Raw genomic sequence first — 17,448 nt, 5'->3', positions numbered from 1 at the left:
TCCTGGTGGCCGCGTCGTACCGACCGGATCCGGGGCCCCGCCGGAATCCGTGGTGTGGGTGGAGAGGCCGCTCGGCCGGTGGGCCGCGGTCGTCGCCACGGGTCCGCGCGGGCGCCCCGGTTTCAGAGGACCGGCCGGGTGGCCAGCTCCAGCTCGATCAGCGCCGAATGGTAGGCGCGGCCGGTGGCCCGGTCCATGCCGATCTCGCACATCCGGTTGGCCGACAGGTACGCGTCGTACTCCCGGGCACCCACCTCGGCACCCTCCTTGGCGGTCGCCGAGTCCGTGAGCTCCTTGTGCAGCATGCCGCGGTCACCCGCGAAGGCGCAGCAGCCGGCGTCGTCGGGGACGACGACCTCCTCGGCGCACGCCTCGGCGACCGCACGCAGGTGTGCCACATCACCGAGATGCTCCATGGAGCAGGTCGGATGCAGGACGGCGGAACCCGTCCTGCGGAACACGGTCAGGGCGGGAAGCAGCTCCTCGGCCGCCCAGACGAGCGAGTCGACGACGGTCAGCTCGCGGTGCAGGTCCCGGTTGGCCTCGGTGAGATACGGCACCACCTCACGGTCCAGGCCCAGGGTGCACGAGGAGGCGTCGACGACCAGGGGCAGCCTGCCGCCCGCGGTCCAGCCCCAGGCGGCCTCCACGATGCGGTTGGCCATGACGGCCGTGGCCGCCTCGTACCCCTTGGAGTGCCAGATCGTCGCGCAGCAGGTCCCCGCGACGTCCTCGGGAATCCACACGGGCTTCCCCGCCCGCGCCGACACGGAGACCACGGCCTCGGCGAGCGACAGAGCGCCCCGGTCGTCCTCGGGCCCGGCGAAGATGCGGTTCACACAGGCCGGGTAGTAGACCGCCTTCGCCCCCGCGCGCCCGGTGGGAGGGAGCTTGCGGGAGGCGGCGCCCGGGGTCTCCGGCAGCCACTCCGGCACCAGATCCGGACGGACGGCCCTGCGGGCGAGCCGGGTCACGGCCCCGAGCACCCGGTCCCGGGCCGGCCCGGACACGGTGTGGGCCGCACCGACCGCCAGCCGCGCCGAGGCCTCCACCGCCCTGAAGTACGTGGCGGTGAGCACCGCGACGCGTTCCTCCCGGGGGGAGTGCCGACGGTGGCGGAAGTCCTTCATCATCGCACCGGTGTCGATGCCGACCGGGCACGCCAGCTTGCAGGTGGAGTCGCCCGCGCAGGTGTCCACGGCGTCGTACCCGTACGCGTCGAGCAGACCGGCCTCCACCGGCGAACCGTCCGGCTGGCGCATCATCTCCCTGCGCAGCACGATCCGCTGCCGCGGAGTGGTGGTCAGGTCCTCGCTGGGGCACGTCGGTTCACAGAAACCGCACTCGATGCAGGGGTCCGCGACCGGCTCGACCTTGGGGATCGTCTTGAGTCCGCGCAGGTGCGCCTTCGGATCCCGGTCCAGGACGATGCGTGGCGCCAGCACCCCGTCGGGGTCGATGACCTGCTTGGTGCGCCACATCAGCTCGGTGGCCTTCGGTCCCCATTCCAGCTCCAGGAACGGGGCGATGTTCCGGCCGGTGGCGTGCTCCGCCTTCAGCGATCCGTCGAAACGGTCGACGACGAGTGTGCAGAAGTCGTCCATGAAGGCGGCGTACCGCTCGACGTCGGCCGGCTTCGCCGCGTCGAACGCGAGCAGGAAGTGCAGGTTCCCGTGGGCCGCGTGGCCCGCGACGGCCGCGTCGAAGCCGTGGACCGCTTGGAGCGCGAGCAGCTCCTCGCAGGCCTCCGCGAGCCGGGACGGCGGAACCGCGAAGTCCTCCGTGATCAGTGTCGTACCGGCGGGGCGGGAGCCGCCGACGGCGGTGACGAACGCCTTGCGGGCCTTCCAGTACCCCGCGACGGTACGCGCGTCCCGGGTGAACTCGTTGGTGACGGAGACCGCTGGAACGACGAGGTCGAGGCCCGAGAGGGCCGAGGCCGCCGCCTGTTCGTACGTCTCCAGCGCGGTCTCGTCCGGAGCGCGGAACTCCACCAGGAGCGCCGCCGTCCCGCGCGGGAGACCCGCCCAGTCCGCGGGGACCCCCTCGACCCTCACCGAGGCGCGCAGCGTGTTGCCGTCCATCAGCTCCACGGCGACCGCCCCCGCCTCGTTGAAGCGCGGCACCGCCGCCGCCGCGGAGGTCAGGGAGGGGAAGAACAGCAGGGCGGAGGAGACGTGCCGGTCCAGGGGCAGGGTGTCGAAGACGATTTCGGAGAGGAAGCCGAAGGTGCCCTCCGAGCCGACCATCAGACCCCGCAGGATCTGCACGGGCGTCGATCCGTCGAGAAAAGCGTCGAGGCGGTAGCCGTTGGTGTTCTTGATCTCGTACTTGGCCCGGATCCTGGCCACGAGCGGGGCGTCCGCCTCGATCTCCGCCTTGAGGGCCAACAGCCCGTCGCACAGGCCCGGCTCCGCGTGGCGCAGCTCCTCGTCGGCGTCGGGCCCGGCCGTGTCGACCACCGTGCCGCTCGGCAGGACGAAGGTGAGCGAGGAGACCGTACGGTACGCGTTGCGTGTCGTCCCCGCGGTCATCCCCGAGGCGTTGTTCGCGACGACACCGCCCACGGTGCAGGCGATGGCACTGGCGGGATCGGGGCCCAGCAGCCTGCCGTGCCGGGCGAGCGTGATGTTCGCCCGCATGACGGTGGTCCCGGGGCGGATCCGGGCCCGCGCCCCGCCGTCCAGGACCTCGATCCCCGTCCAGTGCCGGCGCACGTCGACGAGGATGTCCTCACCCTGCGCCTGGCCGTTGAGGCTCGTGCCCGCGGCCCGGAAGACGATGTCGCGGCCCTTGCCGTGCGCGTAGGAGAGGATCGCGGAAATGTCGTCGATGTCCTCCGGGACCACCACGACCTGCGGCAGGAAGCGGTAGGGACTGGCGTCGGAGGCATACCGCACCAGGTCGGAGACCTTCCACAGCACCTTCTCCGCGCCGAGCAGCGCGGTCAGGTCGGCCCGCAGCGCCGTGGGCGTGCCCGTCGCCCTCCGGTCGGGCACCCGGTCGGGGGAGGGGGCGCGTGCCGTACCCGGGCGCAGGGATTCCGGCTTCGGCTCCAGCAGCGGCATCTCGGGATCCCTTCGACGAGGCGGGCGGTGCCCGCACCGTGCGTCAGCAGCGGCGGCGCTCCGGCATTCCGTCGACCAGAGCGGTCAGCAGCCCGCCGAGCACGTCGCGCTGGTCGGCGGTCAACGGAGCCAGGATCTCCTCCGCGGCGGCCTTGCGCGCGTTGCGCAGCGAACGGAGCACGCTGCGGCCCTCCTCGGTGATCTCGATGCGCACCACCCTGCGATTGGTGGGGTCAGGGGCACGGCGCACCCGGCCGCTCGCCTCGAGGCCGTCCACCAGGGTGGTGACAGCGCGGGGGACTACGTCCAGACGCTCGGCGAGATCGGCCATCCGGGGCGCGCCGTCGTAGTGCGCGACGGTGCGCAGCAGCCGGAACTGGGCCGGAGTGATGCCGATCGGCTCCAGCTGGCGGCTCTGGATGCGATGGAGCCTGCGGGTGAGCCGGAGCAACTGCTCGGCCACCTGGCCGTCGGAGTCGGGGGAATCCATGGGGGAACAATATCAGGACCATGTTCATTGTGAATAGAGGTAACAGTGAGCTAAGCTCCATAGGATCTCAGCCGTTCCCCGGCCGCACGCCTCCGCCCGAATCCTGTCGGCCCCGCGCCGTCGAAGGAGCTCATGAAACCCGACGAATCCACGTGGACCCCCTCGGCCGGCGACTCCGAACAGCCGCCCGCAGAGCTGCGCCGCATCTTCCGCCTCTTCCGTCCCTACCGCGGCAGACTCGCGGTCGTGGGGCTGCTGGTCGGCGCCTCTTCGCTGGTGTCGGTCGCCTCCCCGTTCCTGCTCCGCGAGATCCTGGACACCGCCATCCCCCAGGGCCGCACGGGGCTGCTCACGCTGCTCGCGCTCGGCATGATCCTCACCGCGGTGATGACCAGCGTCTTCGGCGTCCTGCAGACCCTGATCTCCACGACGGTCGGCCAGCGCGTCATGCACGATCTGCGCACCGCCGTCTACACCCAGCTGCAGCGGATGCCGCTCGCCTTCTTCACCAGGACGCGCACGGGGGAGGTCCAGTCCCGCATCGCCAACGACATCGGCGGAATGCAGGCGACGGTCACCTCCACCGCGACCTCGCTGGTCTCCAACCTCACCGCGGTCATCGCCACCGTGGTCGCCATGCTCGCGCTCGACTGGCGGCTCACCGTCGTCTCGCTGCTCCTGCTGCCCGTCTTCGTCTGGATCAGCCGCCGCGTCGGCCGTGAGCGCAAGAAGATCACCACCCAGCGCCAGAAGCAGATGGCCGCGATGGCGGCCACGGTCACGGAGTCCCTCTCGGTCAGCGGCATCCTGCTCGGCCGCACCATGGGCCGCTCGGACTCGCTCACCCGCGGTTTCGCCGAGGAGTCCGAACGCCTGGTGGACCTCGAGGTGCGCTCCAACATGGCCGGGCGCTGGCGGATGTCGACGATCGGCATCGTGATGGCCGCGATGCCCGCCGTCATCTACTGGGCGGCCGGCCTCACCCTCCAGTCGGGCGCCACCGCCGTCTCCATCGGCACGCTGGTGGCCTTCGTCTCGCTCCAGCAGGGCCTGTTCCGGCCCGCCGTGAGCCTGCTCTCCACCGGAGTGCAGATGCAGACGTCCCTCGCGCTGTTCCAGCGGATCTTCGAGTACCTCGACCTCGACGTCGACATCACCGAGCCCGAGGAGCCCGTACGGCTGGAGAGGATCCGGGGCGAGATCGCCTTCGAGGACGTGACCTTCGGCTACGACCGGAAGGGCGGCCCGACGCTGAGCGGCATCGATGTGAGCGTTCCCGCCGGCCACACGCTCGCCGTCGTCGGCGCCACCGGTTCGGGCAAGTCGACGCTCAGCTATCTGGTACCGCGGCTGTACGACGTCACCGGCGGCCGGGTCACCCTCGACGGGGTCGACGTACGGGACCTGGACTTCGACACCCTCGCCCGGGCCGTCGGCGTGGTCTCGCAGGAGACCTACCTCTTCCACGCCTCGGTCGCCGACAACCTCCGCTTCGCCAAGCCGGACGCCACCGATGAGGAGATCGAGGCCGCAGCCCGCACCGCGCAGATCCACGACCACATCGCCTCGCTGCCCGACGGGTACGACACCCTGGTCGGCGAACGCGGGTACCGCTTCTCGGGCGGCGAGAAGCAGCGGCTCGCGATCGCCCGCACGATCCTCCGGGACCCGCCCGTACTGATCCTCGACGAAGCGACCAGCGCCCTCGACACCCGTACGGAGCACGCCGTGCAGCAGGCCATCGACGCGCTGTCGAAGGGCCGCACCACGCTCACCATCGCGCACCGCCTGTCGACCGTCCGGGACGCGGACGAGATCGTCGTCCTGGACGGAGGCCGGGTCGTCGAGCGGGGTTCGCACGAGGAACTGCTGGAACAGGGCGGACGCTACGCCGCGCTGGTCCGACGCGACGGCCTGCCGGCCGCGGTGCCCGCCTCGTGAGGTGCCGACGCCCGGTGGGACGCGGAGTTCCCGGACCAGCCGCTGAGCCAGGGGCGTCGAACCCCCGACGCGCCCGCCCGAGCGCTCACCGCGGGACCCCGCATTCTCGGCGCTGCCGCCGTTCGCCGGACGGTCAGCCCCCGGGCCCCGGCCGCTGACGTACCGGACGCGGACGCACCGGGCGGACGGCGGTGTCGCCGGTCCGCCGTCCTCGTCAGGCGGGGACGCCGTCCACCCAGTCGTCATCACTCACCACGTTGTCCGCACCCCCCGCGTCACCCGTGCTGTTCAGCAGTCGCATGATCGAGCGGACCGCTGCCCGCCCCGCCCGGTTGGCCCCGATGGTGCTGGCCGAGGGGCCGTACCCGACCAGATGCACGCGCGCGTCCCGGACGGCGCGGGTGTCCTCGACGCGGATGCCGCCTCCCGGCTCGCGGAGTTTCAGCGGGGCCAGATGATCGACGGCGGCCCGGAAGCCGGTCGCCCACAGGATCACATCGGCGTCGACCGTACGGCCGTCGGCCCAGGCCACCCCGTCCGGGGTGATCCGTTCGAACATGGGGAGCCGGTCGAGAACTCCGTCCTCCCGTGCGCGCCGGACGGCGTCGTTCAGGGGCAGCCCGGTCACGCTCACCACGCTCTGCGGCGGGAGCCCACGCCGTACGCGCTCCTCCACCATGGCCACGGCGGCCCGCCCCTGCACCTCCCCGAAGGGGCCTTCCCGGAAGACCGGGGGCCGGCGCGTCACCCAGTACGTCGCCGCGGCCGCCCCGGCGATCTCCATCAGATGCTGGGTGCCCGAAGCCCCGCCGCCGACCACGACCACCCTGCGGCCCGCGAACTCCTCGGGCCCCGGGTAGTTCGCGGTGTGCAACTGCCGTCCCCGGAAGGTGTCCTGGCCGGGATAGCGCGGCCAGAACGGCCGGTCCCAGGTGCCCGTCGCGCTGATCAGCGCACGCGGTGTGTACGTACCCTCGGACGTCTCGACGAGCAGACGGCCGGCCTTCCCCTCGCGCACGGCGCTCACCTCGACGGGGCGGTGCACCCGCAGGCCGAAGCGGCGTTCGTACGCGTCGAAGTACTCACCGATCACTTCGGACGAGGGACGGCTGTCATCGGCGCCGGTCAGCTCCATCCCGGGCAGGGCGTGCATGCCGTGGACCTTGCCGTAGGTGAGCGAGGGCCAGCGGAACTGCCAGGCGCCACCGGGGCGGGGGGCGTGGTCGAGTACGACGAAGTCACGGTCGGGCTCCAGGCCGGCACGCCGCAGGTGGTAGGCGGCGGACAGCCCGGCCTGTCCGGCACCGATCACGACCACGTCCAGCTCACGCATCCCGAATTCGTTCACGCTTCTACCAACTGTGGCGGAAGCCTGGATCTTCCCGGCGCGCGAGCCGGAGCGACGACGACAGAATGGGACCATGCCCGACTCCTTCGCCACGCACCTGCTGAGCATCACCACCGGACGGACCGAAACCGTCACCGACCTGACGGGGGACTGCGAACAGATTCTCGCCCGCGTCGCCCACGGCAGGGACGGCCTGCTCAACATCTTCGTGCCCCACGCGACGGCCGGGGTCGCCATCCTGGAGACCGGGGCCGGCAGCGACGACGACCTCCTGGCCGCCCTGCAGACGCTGCTCCCCGCGGACGACCGCTGGCGACACCGCCACGGGAGCCCGGGCCACGGCCGCGACCACGTGCTCCCGGCCCTCGTGCCGCCGCACGCGACTCTGCCGGTGATCGGAGGGCGGCTCGAGCTCGGGACGTGGCAGTCGGTGTGCTTGGTGGATACAAATCGCGACAATGCCAACCGTCAGGTCCGCCTGTCATTTTTCGGGTAGGGCCGCGTCTGCCGTCACTGTAGGAGTGATGTCCGGCCGCACCAAACGCCCACCAGCACGGCCGAGGAACCCTTCCTCTCCATCCGCGAAGCGGAAACCGGGGGCGTGACATCGTTGACCACGGGAGGCTGTCCACTCACCGTAGCGACTCACGCGTCAGACCTTGTCGGGGGAGTCATCGACGGGTTGTTCGAGGCGGATTGAGGCCGAGATCAATGCGCAGACCGGAGCGGAAGGTCACGGGCGGTCCTCACTTGCCGACTGCCTCAACGGCCGCCGAGGCAAGCGGGTATCAAAGGCGGTCAGTGGCCCCAGAACCGGTGATATCGAAACTGTGGACCGGCTGACGGGGTGGGCTGGAATCGAGGCCGATGCTACCCGGCCGGTGAGATGATGGGACGCATGGTGCTTCATGTGGGTGTGCACGCCCTTCGCAGTCGTCGGAACCAACTGCGCGGTAGCGCAGGCAAAGTAGCGGAGTGCGGGGATGCCAGCACGTCGTACCTCCTGCTCTTTTACGCGACGGAGTGCGCGATCAAGGAGCGAGTACTCAGCCGTAGGGGACAGCGGAGTACATCAGGGTTGGAGCCCACGCACGACCTGCGGAAGCTTGCCAAGGAGTTGTGTCTGCCGCGTTCGGTCAGCGACCACCTTGCCAGGCTGGATCGTTGCCGAATGAGCGCCCAGGGTGCTGGAAAGGTCGCCCTCGCTGATCTTCACCAGGCATGGCGTTATGGTGCGAAACTGAACGAAGAAGACGAGAAGAGTGCTCAGGCGTCACTGTACGCACTCATCGCATGGTGCGAGCAGGACTGAGACGTGATGAATAGAGCCGCGGAGGTACTGGGGACCATGGACAGCAGCACAGCGCCTCCCGCGCACCTTTTCAGCTGGGTGGACGTCGACGAGCACCTGGCCCGACTGGCGACTCTGGGACGGTGGCCGGAGTGGCTCGTCGCCGCTGACGGCTGGTGGGACTGTCTGGAGCTCGTCGTCGACGACGGCACAGACCAGGAACTGGTGCGGCAGTGGCTGGAGCAGGCGTTCGGGGCGGGCTCCGCGGCTCAGTACGACGGAGTATTGATGCTGGGTCTTGACGACCCACGTACGCACGAGTTCACGGGCCTCCGGGTGCAACTGAGCAGCGAGCCGGAGGTGCTCGACGGACTCCGACGGCTACCGCTTCTACGGGAGAAGCACATCACCCGTCACCTGGCAGAGCCATTGCGACGCCCCCAGCGTGACGGTTTCACGGACGACGTCCAGGTGATGGCCTTTCACTCCTTCAAGGGCGGCGTCGGGCGCACGGTGCACGCCGTTGCAGCTGCAGACAAGCTCGCCAGGCGCGGCGGTAACGTTCTGCTGATCGACGCGGACCTGGAGGCGCCCGGTATCTCTTGGATGCACAAGGAGCAGGGCGGTCAGTGCGACTTCAGTTACGAGGACTTCGTCACCCTGATTCAGGGTGACGAAGACAACGGCTGGTCGTCGGCCGTGGACATCGCGGCGAAGTACCTGCCCAATCAGCAGGTCGGTCACTACACGGGCGGGGGCCGCCTCACCGTGGTGCCGACCAGCCGTAGGGTCCTGCTGGGGCCGCCGCGTATCGAACCCGCGGACCTGTTCTCTCCGGGCCGTTCCCCCTACCTTCTGACCGAGGCCATCGCTGGGCTTGGCGCCCGCATGGGCGCGGACACCGTGATCGTCGATCTGCGTGCGGGAGCGTCCGAGCTATCCGCGCCGATCCTCCTCGATCCGCGGGTACAGCGTGTCTTCGTCACCACATTGAGCCATCAGTCTTTGGCCGGTGTCGAACTGATGGTCCGACAACTCGGGCAGAAGGCGCCTGCTGTCCAGGGACTGGACCCCGCCAGCTCTGTGATCGTCACTCAGTATCGCCTGGACGCGCACGGTGCGCAGGCAGAGGCTGCCCGTAGCGCTCTTGCCGGCGCACTTGCGGCGACGATCGGACGCCCGACGGCCGAATCTGCGGACGGCACGGAAGCTGTGGACACAGGGCTGCTGGTCCAGCCGGTCATGAGTCCGTTCCGGGAGGAACTCCTGGCTCTGCCCTCCACTTGGGACGCGGTTCTGAGGGTTCTCGGCTCCTGCGGCATGGCCGATGTCCTGGACCCGATTCTTCCCAGCCCTACCCCTCAGCTGCTCCTCACGGGCGGGCCGCCGAATGAGGGCAAGGCGAGGACCGACTACGCGCAGCTGCGGCGGAACCTCGCTCAAACCGCAGGGGAACTGATCCACGCGGAAAAGAAGGGGCTCTCGTCTACCGGCGGATTCCTAGTCACGGACCCTTTGCGTAGGCTTCTGGGCGACCATCGAACTGAGTTGCCGCTTGCGCTCGTGGTCGGTGCGAAAGGAGCCGGAAAGACGTTTCTGTACTCCAAGGCGTGTGCAGCGCGCACGTGGGAGGGATTCGCCGAACAATCCGGGGTCGACGGAGTTGATCTGCGCGCACCAGTGGTCCCTGTGCTGGAGTCCGCCAACTTGGAGTACGGCGAACTGGAGCCGCAGGACCTTCGCGACGATTTCGTCAGGCAGTACGGTGGCCCACCGGATGTCGACGCTGCTTCGGGGAGAAGTATCAGTGACAGGTTGAAATCCGGGCTGGCCAGGTTGGACGGCCAGGACGAACTTGCCTGGCGTAGTCTCTGGCTGGAGTGCCTGGCCGTCGCCGCCGGGGTGGAGCCAGCGGACGGACGGAGTCCGGAGGAGGCCCTAACAGAGCTCGGCAAGCGAGCCAAGGCTGTGTTCGTGATCGACGGCCTTGAAGACCTGCTGCAGAGCCTCGACGCCGAGGTGAAGAGCACGGCGCTGCGGGTGCTGCTGATCGATGTACTCGCCTGGCTCCGATCCCTGCGCGGGCGGCCCTTCGGGCTCATGGTTTTCGTCCGCAGGGACCTGGTCACCTGGGCTGTACGGCAGAATAGCGGTCAACTTCTCGGCCGGTACGACCGCTATGCACTGCACTGGAGTAAGGAGGAAGCCCTCCGCCTCGCGCTTTGGGTAACCGCGCACGCGCAAGCCCTGCCCACTCCGGTGGACCTCGTCGCGATCACTGAACTTTCCGAGGACGATCTGGTACAGAGCCTCGTTCAAGTGTGGGGTTGGAAGATGGGGACGGAGAAGTCGCGGGAGGCACGTTCGCACCTGTGGGTGCCTGCCGCACTCGGAGACTTCAATAACCAGGTTCAGGCTCGGGACGTCGTGGTGTTCCTTGCCAAGTCTGCCGAACTCTCTAGCTCTTACGACACGGTCGAGGACCGGGTCCTGGTGCCTGGCGCGATGCGCAAGGCACTGCTTGCGTGCAGCAAAAACAAGATCGAGTCGATTCGGGCCGAGAATCGTGAAATCGGTGAGCTACTCACCAAGCTGGAGCGTCTGGAGAATCAAGTCACTGTTCCGTTCGAACTCGAACGGGTCGGTCTCACGGTTCAGGAAGCGGATACGCTCATCGACTCCGGGGTTTTCAGCAAAGGCACGGACGGCCGCTACTGGGTTCCGGAGATCTACCGGCACGGCCTGGGCTTCAACAGCGAGCGCCGGGCGCGGGTGCTTTGGGGTGGGTAGCATTCCCGGGTTGGTGGGGTGATCTCTGGGCGCGCAGGCTGTCGACCGGACCGGAATGAGGTGGGGCCGGTGGGGATATGCCGACGACGTATGCGACCGAGGCGACGGCGGTTTCACCGAAGAAATGGTTCTGGAAAGACTCAAGAAGCCGGACGCGGTGTACCACTCGACAGCGGGCGGAATGGACCGTGACGGTGGCGGGTGAACTATCGGGGGGCTTCGGCGCCGAAGCCAGGACAGGTGACCGTTCCGTTGCTGAAGAGGTCTACCGGAAGCAGCTCCGCCCCGTGATCCAGGCCGGGCCGTGGTCATGCACGGCCTCTTCGAGGGCGATCACGAGCGGTAGTCACGCAGCAACGCCAGAGGGATCAGCGCAACTTGCACGCTGGGCCCTCTGACCTGGTATTTCAGCTTCTGGAACGGCGGGATTCGAACCCACGACTTCTTCGTCCCGAACGAAGATCGGGTCAACCTGCGGGAAGTCACATGGCTACCTGATGCACCAGCACAAGCCGGTGCTCGGCAAGGATGGGAATCCCGTGAGGCCCTGTGAGGGGCTGTGGGACCGAGCGACCCACGAAGCGTTGAACAGGGTGATACTCCACCGAATGGTGCCTTGGACACGCAACTCGCATCGTGAGTATCTCCTGACGAAGATCGCCCTGTGCGGGCAGTGCCACACCATGCTGCACGGCGCACCTGATCAGACGGACCTGGCAGCGGCAGCTGCTCAACCCCACGCCGTTTCCGCCGACTTGGCTCTGATGCGCGTTCAGCAGCCGGCGGAGCCGGATCTCGGGTGTCACGTGATTGTTCCGCTCGCCGGCGGCTACCGGTTGGCGCTCCGGGCCTGGGGTTTCCATCCCGCCCCGTACCTTGACGTGCCCGACGTGCCCGACGAGGTTTCGGCCCAAGCCGTCGCGCGGTTCCTCTCCGGCCGCGAGGGTTACGCCCATCTCCGTGTGCCGTTGGGGGTGGCGCATCCGCCCCGCAGGCCGCGCGCCAGGGCAGGCAGGTCGCTTGCCGACGCCCCACTCCGGAGAATCGATGCAGCGCGTCAGAATTTGCCCCCGCTCACCCAGTGACATACGGGGCGGCCGGGGATTATGGTGCGAACGAACAGAGTGACAACGTTGTCAGTTCAGCAGGACTCGAAGGGAAATACCCCATGCGGTTTGCTTTCAGACCGTTCCGTCCCCGTGCTTCCGGTATAGCAGCCGGTCTGATGGCCGCCGTACTCGTGAGTGGTGGAGTGGTCGGCATCGCCGAGCCCGCCGCCGCCGCGGGCGCGGAACCGATCGATCTGGTCAATCCGTTCGTCGGAACCCAGAACTTCGGCAACACCTTCCCCGGGGCGAGCGCGCCGTTCGGCATGGTCCAGGTCAGTCCGGACACCGGCGGCCAGGGCGGCTACGACTACAAGCAGGACTCGATCTACGGATTCAGCCAGACGCACCTGTCCGGCGTCGGCTGCGGCGTCATGGGCGAGCTGCCCATCATGCCGACCACGGGTGCAGTCGACTCCGTGGACCCGAACGCCTACCGCTCCCCGTACAGCCACGACGACGAGCAGGCCAGTCCCGGCTACTACCGGGTGGGGCTGAAGAAGTACGACGTCGACGCGGAACTCACCGCCACCGAGCGCACCGGGTGGCAGCGCTACACCTTCCCCTCCACCGGTTCGGCCAACGTCCTGTTCAACACGGGCAAGGCCAACCAGTCCGTGCTGGACTCCGAGGTGCACGTCGTCGGTGACCGCACCATCGAGGGCCGGGTGCACGCCGGGGGCTTCTGTGCCGGACACGACGAGCACACGGTGTACTTCAGCGCCACCTTCGACCGGCCCTTCAAGGCCTACGGCACGTGGGACGGCGCAGACCCCGAGCCCGGCACCCGCGACGCGGAGGGAGGCGGCCAGAACGGCGCCTGGGTGACCTTCGACGCGACCACCGACCGGGACGCCGTCCTGAAGGTGGGGCTGTCCTACACCGGTGTGGAGGGCGCCCGTAAGAACCTGGCCGCGGAGACCAAGGAGTCCTTCGACTTCGACGCCACGCGTGCGGCGTTGCAGGACACCTGGACGAAGCAGCTGGATTCCATCCGGATCGGCGGAGGCACGGCGGACCGGCAGAAGGCCTTCTACACCGCGCTCTACCACAGCCAGTTGCACCCGAACCTCGCCGGTGACGTCGACGGCATGTACCAGGGGTTCGACAACAAGACGCACACGGCAAAGGACTACACGCCGTATCAGAACTTCTCGCTCTGGGACACCTACCGGCCGCAGAACCAGCTTCTGCAGATGCTGGAGCCGAAGGTCGCCCGGGATGTCGCGCTGTCGGTCGTCGCGGCCGGCCGGGACGGCGGCTGGCTGCCCCGCTGGGCGCTCGCCAACAGCGAGACCAACATCATGACCGGTGACCCGGTCACGCCCTTCCTCGTAGAGGCCTGGTCAAAGGGGCTGCTCGCCGGACACGAGGCAGAGACCTACGCGTTGCTGAAGAAGAACGCGACCAGCACCCCGCCCGCCGACTCGCCGCACAACGGACGCTCGGGATCGGACCACTACACCGAGCGCGGCTACATCCCGTCAGGTCTCGAGCTCGGCAAGGACTGCGCGGACAAGGGCGGCGACAACGACTGCAAGCACCCGGCGTCGGCGACGATGGAGTACTCCGCCGCCGATGCGTCGCTTGCGCTGATGGCCGACCGGCTCGGACACAGGTCGGACGCCAAGATGTTCGCCGCGCGCGGCCAGTGGTACCGGAACCTGTGGGACTCCTCGATCCAGCAGTTCCGGCCGCGGACGGCCGACGGCACCTGGCTCACGCCCTACGACCCGGTCGAGGCGGCGCACCAGTTCCATGAGGGCGGCGCGTACCAGTACCAGTGGCTGGTACCGCAGGACCCGGCCGGCCTCGTCAGCCTGATGGGCGGCCGGAGTGCCACCGAGAAGCGGCTCGACTCCTTCTTCGTCCACGACAAGCTGCTCACCGACCCGGCGGGCACCGCCCGGAATGACTGGATCTCGCAGCCGTACGACTACTACGGCAAGCCGACGTACAACCCGAACAACGAGCCGGACCTGCACGCCCCGTACATGTACAACTGGGTCGGCGCCCCGGCGAAGACCGCGACCGTGGTGCGTGCGGCGATGACGCTGTTCACCAACGGGCCGGACGGGATGACGGGCAACGACGACCTGGGCACCATGTCGGCCTGGTACGTCTTCTCCTCCCTCGGCCTCTACCCGACGATGAGCGGCGGCGACTTCCTGGCCGTGTCCAGCCCGCAGTTCGAATCGGCGACCGTCCGGATCGGCAGCTATCCCAAGGCGTCCGGCACCAAGGGCCAGGGCGGCACGCTGACGATCGAAGCACCCGGAGCGAGCGACACGAAGCGGTACGTGCGGAGCGTGGCCCTGAACGGCCGGGACGTACCCCAGACCTGGCTGAGCTGGAACAAGCTCGCGCACGGCGGAACCCTTGCCCACCGGCTCGGGACCTCCCCCTCCTCCTGGGGCACGGGCAAGGGCGCCCAGCCGCCTTCCGTCAACCAGGCATCCCCCGACAGCCGCAAGCACGTCGACGCGTCGCTGCGTCCCGCCTCGGCGGTCGTCCCCACGGGTGACGCCGCACAGACCGCGAAGTTCACGCTGGACGTCCTCGGCCAGGCTCCCGGAAAGCTGAACGTGTCGGTCACGGCGAAGGTGCCCAGCGGCTGGAAGGCCACGACGGCACAGCGTTCACCACTGGTGATCGATTCCGGTCACCTCCCGGTCCAGAAGAAGGTGTCGCTCGACATCACCGTGCCCCCGGGCGTCGCGGCCGGGTCCTACCCGGTGGAGGTGAAGGTCGCGGGCCGAGGGACGAACTCGGTCACCCGCAAGGCCACCGTCACGGTGGGAGCCTCCACGACCTGCGCGAGTGAGGCGAACGGGCAGTGCGCAGTGGACCTGCGCGCAGACCTCGGCCATGACGGCACGGCCACGGTGGCGAACTCCGACGAGGGCGACTTCGACGGGCATGGCTGGAGCTATGACGGCGACCTGCTGCCCAAGGCGGGGCCGGTCACCTGGGACGGGGTGACGTACGACGCGCCGGACCCCACCGGCACGGCGAACAACTTCCTCGAAGCAAGCGGGCAGGCCCTCCTGCTGCCCGCCGGACAGCACAGTGCGCTGCGGCTGGTCGGCTCGGCGCACAACGGTCCTGTGACCACCACACTGACCGTGCACTACACGGACGGCAGCAGCACGGAGGCACCGGTGACGTTCGGCGACTGGGCGGGCTCCGCGCCGAACGGCAGCACGGTCCTCCTCGACATGCCGCACCGCATCAAGCGGGGCAGCGGTGTCGACGGGCCGTCCATTCGGCTCTTCGGTACGGCCGCCGAGCTCGATGGGGGCAAGACGGTCCGTTCGGTCTCGCTGCCGGACGACACGCGCGTCGAGATCTACGCTATGACGCTCGTTTAGAGAAGGGCGGCGGACCGCCGAAACCCAGTCGGCGGTGCGCCGTTCCGTAGCGGCGCACCCCTCTCATCAGGGCCCCGGCGCGAAAGCGCCGGGGCCCTTCGCGTACTCGCCCACCCCGGCATCCGCCCCCCCCGTCCAATGGGCGCCGACGCCTGCCCGAACGGGGCGGCCACGGCTGCCGTGCCGTCGGCATCTCCGGGTACGACGCCGGCCACGGGCACCGTGACGACCTGCCGGTTCTTCTCACCATGACAGGAGCCGCCCGCGGGATGACAGAAGCCGCCCGGGTGTAGGCGGTGAGCGGCCCACGGCAGTACCGGCACGGCCGGTCGAGCGCGGTGGGCTGCCCGTCACGGCCGAGGGCCCGCTCGACGCGGGCGCGGCGGGTGGTCGCGGAGAACGAGCGGCAGGCGGCCGACGGCGGAGGCGTCCTCGGGGGCGGCTGTTCCCACTTGCGGCACTCGCGGACTGAGCTTCGCACCACTGCGGGGCAGGGAAGACTCTCTTCCGCACTGTTCGCTCGACTCGCCGCCCGCTGCTTCGACGTTCGACGGCCCAGCGAAGGTTCCTGCTCCGGTCAGGAGCCGGGGCCCGGGGCCGGCTCCATGAGGAGATCCTGCACCGCCTGGACGACGCCGGCCTGCTCGGATCTGTTCCGGTCCGTGCTCGACTCCGCGCACGTGAGGGCTGAATAGGGGCGAACTCGCACGTCCGAGCCCGTGGACCGAGGCAGACCGGGTTCCACGATGCACGTCCTCTCGGACGCGAACGGACTGCCCTGCTCGTCGGCGTCTCCGCGGCCGACGTCCACGACAGCCAAGCGCCGAAGCCCATGACCACCGGTCCCCGAACGGGACACGACCTCCATCGCGGCCGCTACTACATGCCCCAGCGCCCGCATGCGGACAAGGGCGCCGGCAGGCACCGCGCCTGCACCATCCTGCGGGCGGCCCTGCAGCCTCGTGCCAGCCGACGGTCTTCCCCCGGGCCGGTCGCCCCGCCATCGTTGACGGCACAGACGGAACGCCGCCCGGCCGGACCCCTCGGGTCCGGGGGGCCGCGCTGCCGTACGGACCTGTGGCGGGAGCCTCCGGGTGCCGTCCAGGCTGACAGAGGAGGGAACGTGCACCAGGTCAGAACACCGCGCTGGGCCGCCGTCGGTCCGCTCGACGAGAGAACGGAGGGGCAGGCCTTCGGTGGTGCGGCGCCGATCGCCGCCACCCAGGTGATCGTGACGGTCGCCGCCGCCGTGGTCGTCGCCTACGCGGCCGGAGCGATCATCGGCAGTACCGAAGAACCTTCGCTGTGACCGGCACCCGGTGGGCGACGGCCTCCGTATGTCCCGCCACCGCGGTCACGACGTGCGCACTGTCCGAGAACGACGCCGGGCACACCGGTCCGGCCGCGAGCCCGATCGCCTCGGTGCTGGTCGTCGTGGCGGAGGTCTGCGCCAGTCCGGCGATCAGCGTCATCGCCGGCACCCACGAGCCGCAGCTCTGAACGGCCCCCGCAGCACCGCCCCACGCACCTTCACGCCCTCACACCCACCAGGAGAATGCCCATGAACGCTTCCGTTTTCCAGACCGTCCCGGCCGCAGCACGCCCACTGACCGAGGAGGACCCCGGCTACACCGCCACGGGCACGGCCCCCGTCGCGGCCACGCCCGTGCTCGCGACGGCGGTGTTCGCCGCCGGCTTCGTGGCCGGTGTGGTGGTCTGCGACGCGATCGGCGACACGTCGCCCGTCGAGCAGTGATCGCGGCCCCCACCCGAACCGGAACACGGACAAGGAGAGCCAGATGAACGACACTTCCTTCCTGACAAGACCCGGTGCCCTCACCGACATCAGGGTCGACGACCCGCAGGGCCGGGTCATCATCAACCACACACCTGTCATGGCCACGCCAGCTGTGGTGTCGGGCGTGATCATCGGCGTGGCCCTGGTGAACGCGTTCGTGGCCGGGCGGGACGGTGGGCCTCTCGAGCCCCCCATCGAGATCGACGTCCCCGCCTGACACAGACGTCCCCGCCTGACACAGACGT

General features: G+C 69.2%; 11 protein-coding genes and 1 pseudogene. 9 read left to right on the top strand and 3 right to left on the bottom strand.

What is annotated here, in order from left to right; translation table 11 throughout:
• Positions 1 to 122: 122 nt before the first annotated feature.
• A complete protein-coding gene (locus OG927_RS03505; protein WP_330319681.1) occupies positions 123 to 3,068 on the bottom strand; it encodes an FAD-binding and (Fe-S)-binding domain-containing protein in 2,946 nt (981 codons plus the stop codon).
• A 43-nt stretch (positions 3,069 to 3,111) separates the two neighbouring features.
• Entirely contained in the window at positions 3,112 to 3,558 is a 447-nt protein-coding gene (locus OG927_RS03500) for a MarR family winged helix-turn-helix transcriptional regulator (protein ID WP_056795398.1), read from the bottom strand.
• Between the two features lie 132 nt (positions 3,559 to 3,690).
• On the opposite strand from OG927_RS03500, the gene OG927_RS03495 reads away from it, so the two are divergent.
• Entirely contained in the window at positions 3,691 to 5,499 is a 1,809-nt protein-coding gene (locus OG927_RS03495; RefSeq protein WP_330319680.1) for an ABC transporter ATP-binding protein, read from the top strand.
• 214 nt (positions 5,500 to 5,713) lie between these two features.
• On the opposite strand, the gene OG927_RS03490 is transcribed toward OG927_RS03495, so the two are convergent.
• Positions 5,714 to 6,832 carry an FAD-dependent oxidoreductase gene (locus OG927_RS03490; RefSeq protein WP_124283391.1) on the bottom strand — a complete coding sequence of 373 codons (1,119 nt, stop codon included), beginning with the start codon at positions 6,830 to 6,832 and terminating at the stop codon, positions 5,714 to 5,716.
• A gap of 88 nt (positions 6,833 to 6,920) precedes the next feature.
• On the opposite strand from OG927_RS03490, the gene OG927_RS03485 reads away from it, so the two are divergent.
• From OG927_RS03485 to OG927_RS03450, 8 genes and pseudogenes are all read left to right on the top strand, one after another.
• Positions 6,921 to 7,343 (top strand): YjbQ family protein, encoded by a 423-nt coding sequence (locus OG927_RS03485; RefSeq protein WP_330319679.1) that lies wholly within the window; start codon positions 6,921 to 6,923, stop codon positions 7,341 to 7,343.
• Between the two features lie 852 nt (positions 7,344 to 8,195).
• Entirely contained in the window at positions 8,196 to 10,928 is a 2,733-nt protein-coding gene (locus tag OG927_RS03480) for a KGGVGR-motif variant AAA ATPase (RefSeq protein ID WP_330319678.1), read from the top strand.
• 1,225 nt (positions 10,929 to 12,153) lie between these two features.
• Positions 12,154 to 15,405 (top strand): GH92 family glycosyl hydrolase, encoded by a 3,252-nt coding sequence (locus OG927_RS03475; RefSeq protein ID WP_330319677.1) that lies wholly within the window; start codon positions 12,154 to 12,156, stop codon positions 15,403 to 15,405.
• Positions 15,406 to 15,943: 538 nt separating this feature from the next.
• Positions 15,944 to 16,327 (top strand): annotated as a pseudogene (locus OG927_RS03470) (IS5/IS1182 family transposase); the annotation flags it as partial.
• A gap of 201 nt (positions 16,328 to 16,528) precedes the next feature.
• Positions 16,529 to 16,714, top strand: coding sequence for a hypothetical protein (locus OG927_RS03465; RefSeq protein WP_056795364.1), 186 nt, complete (start codon positions 16,529 to 16,531; stop codon positions 16,712 to 16,714).
• On the top strand, positions 16,711 to 16,905 hold the full coding sequence (locus OG927_RS03460; RefSeq protein WP_056795361.1) for a hypothetical protein: 195 nt from the start codon (positions 16,711 to 16,713) through the stop codon (positions 16,903 to 16,905). Before OG927_RS03465 ends, OG927_RS03460 begins: the two co-directional genes overlap by 4 nt.
• A 61-nt stretch (positions 16,906 to 16,966) precedes the next feature.
• A complete protein-coding gene (locus OG927_RS03455) occupies positions 16,967 to 17,161 on the top strand; it encodes a hypothetical protein (RefSeq protein ID WP_056795357.1) in 195 nt (64 codons plus the stop codon).
• 43 nt (positions 17,162 to 17,204) lie between these two features.
• A complete protein-coding gene (locus tag OG927_RS03450) occupies positions 17,205 to 17,420 on the top strand; it encodes a hypothetical protein (RefSeq protein WP_209470995.1) in 216 nt (71 codons plus the stop codon).
• Positions 17,421 to 17,448 lie beyond the last annotated feature (28 nt).

Source organism: Streptomyces clavifer, from assembly GCF_036345975.1.
Lineage (GTDB): Bacteria > Actinomycetota > Actinomycetes > Streptomycetales > Streptomycetaceae > Streptomyces > Streptomyces clavifer.
This window is presented reverse-complemented; position numbering and strand designations above follow the sequence as displayed.

Coding starts and splice junctions, on each gene's coding strand:
- OG927_RS03505 (WP_330319681.1), bottom strand. CDS start 3,068: ATGCCGCTGCTGGAGCCGAAGCCGGAATCCCTGCGCCCGGGTACGGCA.
- OG927_RS03500 (WP_056795398.1), bottom strand. CDS start 3,558: ATGGATTCCCCCGACTCCGACGGCCAGGTGGCCGAGCAGTTGCTCCGG.
- OG927_RS03495 (WP_330319680.1), top strand. CDS start 3,691: ATGAAACCCGACGAATCCACGTGGACCCCCTCGGCCGGCGACTCCGAA.
- OG927_RS03490 (WP_124283391.1), bottom strand. CDS start 6,832: ATGCGTGAGCTGGACGTGGTCGTGATCGGTGCCGGACAGGCCGGGCTG.
- OG927_RS03485 (WP_330319679.1), top strand. CDS start 6,921: ATGCCCGACTCCTTCGCCACGCACCTGCTGAGCATCACCACCGGACGG.
- OG927_RS03480 (WP_330319678.1), top strand. CDS start 8,196: ATGGACAGCAGCACAGCGCCTCCCGCGCACCTTTTCAGCTGGGTGGAC.
- OG927_RS03475 (WP_330319677.1), top strand. CDS start 12,154: ATGGCCGCCGTACTCGTGAGTGGTGGAGTGGTCGGCATCGCCGAGCCC.
- OG927_RS03455 (WP_056795357.1), top strand. CDS start 16,967: ATGAACGCTTCCGTTTTCCAGACCGTCCCGGCCGCAGCACGCCCACTG.
- OG927_RS03450 (WP_209470995.1), top strand. CDS start 17,205: ATGAACGACACTTCCTTCCTGACAAGACCCGGTGCCCTCACCGACATC.